Annotated in this window: 7 protein-coding genes; 4 read left to right on the top strand and 3 right to left on the bottom strand. The window is 74.0% G+C overall.

From position 1 onward, the window contains the following. The 4 genes from HUW36_RS25400 to HUW36_RS25385 form a co-directional block, all read left to right on the top strand. On the top strand, positions 1-313 hold a 313-nt coding region (locus HUW36_RS25400), incomplete at its 5' end, for a hypothetical protein (protein ID WP_174530466.1). Continuing rightward, positions 310-717 (top strand): roadblock/LC7 domain-containing protein, encoded by a 408-nt coding sequence (locus HUW36_RS25395; RefSeq protein ID WP_013288588.1) that lies wholly within the window; start codon positions 310-312, stop codon positions 715-717. The genes HUW36_RS25400 and HUW36_RS25395, both read left to right, overlap by 4 nt. Positions 718-781: 64 nt before the next feature. Continuing rightward, complete coding sequence (locus HUW36_RS25390; RefSeq protein ID WP_030501578.1) at positions 782-1,144, top strand: DUF742 domain-containing protein; 363 nt, start codon at positions 782-784, stop codon at positions 1,142-1,144. Then, positions 1,125-1,742, top strand: coding sequence for a GTP-binding protein (locus tag HUW36_RS25385; protein ID WP_174530465.1), 618 nt, complete (start codon positions 1,125-1,127; stop codon positions 1,740-1,742). Before HUW36_RS25390 ends, HUW36_RS25385 begins: the two co-directional genes overlap by 20 nt. Positions 1,743-1,755: 13 nt before the next feature. On the opposite strand, the gene HUW36_RS25380 is transcribed toward HUW36_RS25385, so the two are convergent. The 3 genes from HUW36_RS25380 to nirB form a co-directional block, all read right to left on the bottom strand. Then, positions 1,756-2,844, bottom strand: a complete 1,089-nt coding sequence (locus HUW36_RS25380) for a uroporphyrinogen-III synthase (protein WP_174530464.1) — start codon at positions 2,842-2,844, stop codon at positions 1,756-1,758. Further along, positions 2,844-3,191 carry a nitrite reductase small subunit NirD gene (nirD, locus tag HUW36_RS25375; protein WP_174530463.1) on the bottom strand — a complete coding sequence of 116 codons (348 nt, stop codon included), beginning with the start codon at positions 3,189-3,191 and terminating at the stop codon, positions 2,844-2,846. Before nirD ends, HUW36_RS25380 begins: the two co-directional genes overlap by 1 nt. Next, positions 3,188-4,939, bottom strand: a 1,752-nt coding sequence (gene nirB / locus HUW36_RS25370) for a nitrite reductase large subunit NirB (protein WP_343044362.1), incomplete at its 5' end; no start/stop codon positions are given. The genes nirB and nirD, both read right to left, overlap by 4 nt.

Here is a 4,939-nt window from a genome sequence, read left to right as displayed (position 1 = left end):
GTCGCCGGCCCCCGCGCCCGCCGCACCGATCGACCCGGAGGCCTGGCGGACGGCGGCCGACGAGGGGTGGACCCGGGCCAGCCGGGCCGCGGAGCCCACCACCGGCGGCACCACCCGCTCCGGCCTGCCCAAGCGGGTGCCGCAGGCTCAGCTCGTGCCCGGCGGGATCGAACCGAAGAGCGGGCGGGACCGCAGCCGGCGCACCCCGGACGAGGTGCGGGGGCTGCTCTCCGCCTACCACCGCGGCGTCCAGCGGGGCCGTACGGCCGGCGCCGACCCGACCAGCACCTCGACCAAGGAGACGAACCGATGAACAGGCCGGCTGCCATGCAGGACATGGGTTGGCTGCTCACCAACTTCGCCGACAGCGTGGCCGGCATCGCCCACGTGGTGGCGGTGTCCGCGGACGGGTTGCTGCTCGCCTCCTCCCGGGACCTCCCCGGGGACCGGGCCGACCAGCTTGCCGCGATCACCTCCGGCGTGGTGAGCCTGACCGAGGGCGCGGCGCGGATGTTCAGCGCCGGTGGGGTGCTGCAGACCGTGATCGAGATGGACAGCGGATATCTCTTCCTGATGTCCATCAGCGACGGCTCGTCGATGGCCGTGCTCGCGGCGCGCAGCTGCGACGTCGGCCAGGTGGGCTACGAGATGGCACTGCTGGTGGAGCGGGTCGGCCAGGCGTTGGTCCCGTTGCCGAGGGACGCCGTCCGGTCCTGACCGGGCCGGTCGACCTGGTGATCCGGAGCCGCTTCGGCTCCGTACGAGGGGAGGTGATCGCGAGATGGAACCGCGACGTGATCCGCGCGGCGCGCTGGTGCGACCGTACGCGGTCACCCGGGGCCGCACCGAGCCGTTGCAGAACATCGCGCTCGAGGCGGTGCTGTCCAGCACGCCCACGCAGTCGGCGGAGGCGCGCTTCGCCGGGCACGACAAGTACCGCATCTCCTCGGTCTGTGAGGGCCGGGCACAGTCGCTGGCGGAAATCGCCGCTTACACCCGGATGCCGCTGGGCGTCACCCGGGTGCTGGTCGCCGACATGGTGGCCGAGGGCCTGCTGACGCTACACACTGCCGCTCCCGCGACGGGTTTCGCGGCGCGGATGAACCTGCTTGGAAGGGTGCTAAGTGGACTTCGCGAACTATGACCCCGACGGGGCGAACCGCGGCCGGGAGATCATCTCCGCGAAGATCGTGATCGCGGGCGGCTTCGGGGTGGGCAAGACCACCCTGGTCGGGGCGATCTCCGAGATCCAGCCGCTGACCACCGAGGCCTTGATGACCGCGGCCGGGGTGGGCATCGACGATCCGTCGAAGGTGCCGGGCAAGGAGACCACCACGGTCGCCATGGACTTCGGTCGGATCACCATGGCCGAGGACCTGATCCTCTACCTCTTCGGCACGCCCGGCCAGACCCGGTTCTGGTTCATGTGGGACGAGATCATCCGGGGCGCGGTGGGCGCGGCGGTGCTGGTGGACACCCGCCGGATCACCGACGCGTTCGCGCCGCTGGACTACTTCGAGAACCGCAAGCTGCCGTACGTGGTGGCGCTGAACCGGTTCGACGACGCGCCGCACTACGAGCTGGAGGAGATCCGGGAGGCGCTGGCCATCTCGCCGGACGTGCCGCTGGTGATGTGCGACGCCCGTCGGCGCGAGTCGGTCAAGCAGGTGCTGGTGACGGTGGTGGAGCACGCCATGCTCCGGCTCCAGGCCGAGCACGGCTACCCGGCCTCGGTCGGCTGAGACCGCCTGCGGGTCAGTCGACCCGCAGGCGGTAGCCGCGCTTGACCACCGTCTGCACCACGCGGGGGGCCTTCAGTCCGACCCGGAGGCGGGCCACCGCCATCTCCACCGCGTGCTCGTCGGCGCCGCGCGGCAGCGTCCGCAGCAGCGCGGTGCGGGAGAGCACCTTTCCCGGCGACGCCGCGAGCGCCCGCAGCACTGCCATCGGGGCCGGCGCCAGCGGGCGCAGCTCGCCGTCGACCACCGCGGCGTGCCCGCGCAGCGTGAGCACGTGCCCGGCCGCCTTCACCGAGACGGTACGCCGGGGCAGCTCCTCGACGATCGTGCGCACCAGCGCACCCAGCCGGGCCCGGCTCGGCGCGCTCACCGGCACCCCCCGCCGCACCAGCGGCTCGGCGGTGACCGTGCCGACGCACCCGGCCAGCACGTCGCCGCGCAGTGCCTCCAGCACCGTCTCGGCGCGGTCCCCGGCCGCCCGCAGCAGGGCCTCGGCCGCCGGTGCGGAGGTGAACGTGACCGCGTCGACAAGCCGCCCCGCGACCAGGTCGATGAGCCGGTGCAGCGGCGCCGGGTCGGCCGGCGGCGCCCAGCGGTAGACCGGCACCTCGATCACCGTCGCCCCGGCCGTGACCAGCGCCTCGGTGCACTCCGGCTGCCGATCGCCGTGCAGTTGCAGCGCCACCACCTGGCCGGCGACGCCGCGCCGGACCAGGTGCTCCACCACCTCGTCGCAGCTCTCCGACGCGGGCGACCAGTGCTCACGCAGCCCGGCGGCGCGGATCGCCCCGGTCGCCTTGGGCCCGCGGGACACCACGTACGCGCGCCCGAGCGTGCCGCGCAACGGCTCGGCCAGTCCCCACCCCTCGGCCGCCTCCAGCCAGCCCCGCATCCCGATGCCGGTGTTGGCCATCAGCACGTCCGGCGGGTGCGCCAGGCAGGCCCGGGTGGCCTCGCGCAGGTCGGTGTCGTCGGCGAGCGGCACGATCCGCAGCGCCGGAGCGAGGACCACCCGCGCGCCGCGCCGCTGGAGCAGGGCGGCCAGCTCGTCGCGGCGCCGGTCCGCGGTGACGCCGATGGTGAAGCCGGCCAGCTCGTCGCGCATCATTCCTCCTGCCGCAACCGCACCTCGACCAGGCCGTCCCGGCAGCGCACGCGGTGCCGCCGCAGCGTCACCCCGGGGAGGTCCAGGCAGCGCCCGGTGGTGAGGTCGTAGACCTGCTTGTGCAGGGGGGAGGCGAGCGTGGGCACCCCGCCCCGGCTGCCGACCAGGCCCCGCGACATCACGTACGCGCCGCCGACCGGGTCCAGGTTGTCCACCGCGAACAGCCCGGCGGCGGTGCGGAAGAGCGCGACCTGCACGCCGTCGACGAGCGCGGCGACGCCCCGGTCGAGGTCGAGCCGGTCGGACGGGCAGACCGGCGTCCAACCCAGCGTCACGGTCGGGCTCATCGCCGCACCTCCGGCAGGCCCAGCACGACCGGCTGCCGGCGGCGCCCGCCGTCCGGCGGCGCGCCCCGGGCCGGCACCGGCTGGCCGCGCTCCACCGCGAAGGTGATGGACGGGTCGGGCACGTCCGGCGCGTTGACGAACGAGGTGAAGCGGCGCAGCCGGTCCGGGTCGTCCAGCACGTCCCGCCACTCGTCGGAGTAGCTCGCGACGTGCCGGGCCATGGCCGCGTCGAGGTCGGCGCAGAGACCCAGCGAGTCGTCCACGAGCACCGCCCGGAGGTGGTCGAGGCCGCCGTCCATGGCCTCGATCCAGGCGGCGGTGCGCTGCAACCGGTCGGCGGTGCGGACGTAGTACATGAGGAAGCGGTCGATCAGGGTGACCAGCTCCCCGGTGCCCAGGTCGGTGGCGAACAGGTCGGCGTGCCGGGGCCGGAAGCCGCCGTTGCCGCCGACGTAGAGGTTCCAGCCGGTCTCGGTGGCGATGATGCCGAAGTCCTTGCTCCGCGCCTCGGCGCACTCGCGGGCGCAGCCGGAGACCGCCGACTTGAGCTTGTGCGGCGCGCGCAGGCCCCGGTAGCGCAGCTCCAACGCGACGGCCAGCCCGACCGAGTCCTGCACCCCGTACCGGCACCAGGTGTCGCCGACGCAGGACTTCACCGTGCGCAGCGCCTTGCCGTACGCGTGACCGGACTCGAAACCGGCGTCGACCAGCCGGCGCCAGATCTGCGGCAGCTGGTCGACCCGCGCGCCGAACAGGTCGATCCGCTGGCCGCCGGTGATCTTGGTGTAGAGCCGGAAGTCGCGGGCCACCTCGCCGATCGCGATCAGCTTCTCCGGGGTGATCTCCCCACCGGGGATCCGGGGCACCACCGAGTAGCTGCCGTCGCGTTGCAGGTTGGCCAGGAAGTGGTCGTTGGTGTCCTGGAGCGACGCCGCCTCGCCGTCGAGCACGTGGCCGGTGCCGAGGGAGGCCAGGATCGAGGCCACCACCGGCTTGCAGATGTCGCAGCCGCGCCCGCGCCCGTGCTCGGCGACGAGCCGGGAGAACGTGCGGATGCCGCGCACCCGGATGAGGTCGAACAGCTCCTGCCGGGTGAGGTCGAAGTGTTCGCAGAGCGCGGTGGACTGGCGTACCCCGGCGGCGTCCAGCAGCTGCTTGAGCATCGGCACGCAGGAGCCGCAGCTGGTGCCCGCCCGGGTGCACGCCTTCAGCGCCGGCACGTCGGTGGCCCCACCGGCGATCGCCGCGTCCAGGTCGGCCCGGGTGACCGCGTTGCAGGAGCAGACCTGGGCGGCGGCGGGCAGCGCGCCGGCGCCCGCGCCGCCGGCCGGCGACAGCAACGCCAGCGGGGGAGCGGGCAGCGGCCCGCCGACGCTCGCCCGCAACGTCGGGTAGGCGCTCGCGTCCCCGACCAGCACGCCGCCGAGCAGCGTCCGCGCGTCGTCGGAGAGGACCAGCTTCGCGTACGAGCGGGTGGCCGGGTCGGTGAACGTCACGTCGAGGCAGCCAGGGGTGACCCCGTGCGCGTCGCCGAACGACGCCACGTCCACGCCGAGCAGCTTGAGCTTGGTCGCGGTGTCCGCGCCGGGGAACGTGGCCGCCCCGCCGAGCAGCCGGTCCGCGACCACCTCGGCGGTGGCGTACCCGGGCGCGACCAGGCCGTGACAGCCGAACATGCAGCAGATGCTGAAGCAGGCGCAGAAGATGCAGCAGCAGATCGCCAAGGCCCAGGCCGAGCTGGCCGAGGC

This window comes from Micromonospora maritima, assembly GCF_902825405.1.
Taxonomy (GTDB): domain Bacteria; phylum Actinomycetota; class Actinomycetes; order Mycobacteriales; family Micromonosporaceae; genus Micromonospora; species Micromonospora maritima.
This window is presented reverse-complemented; position numbering and strand designations above follow the sequence as displayed.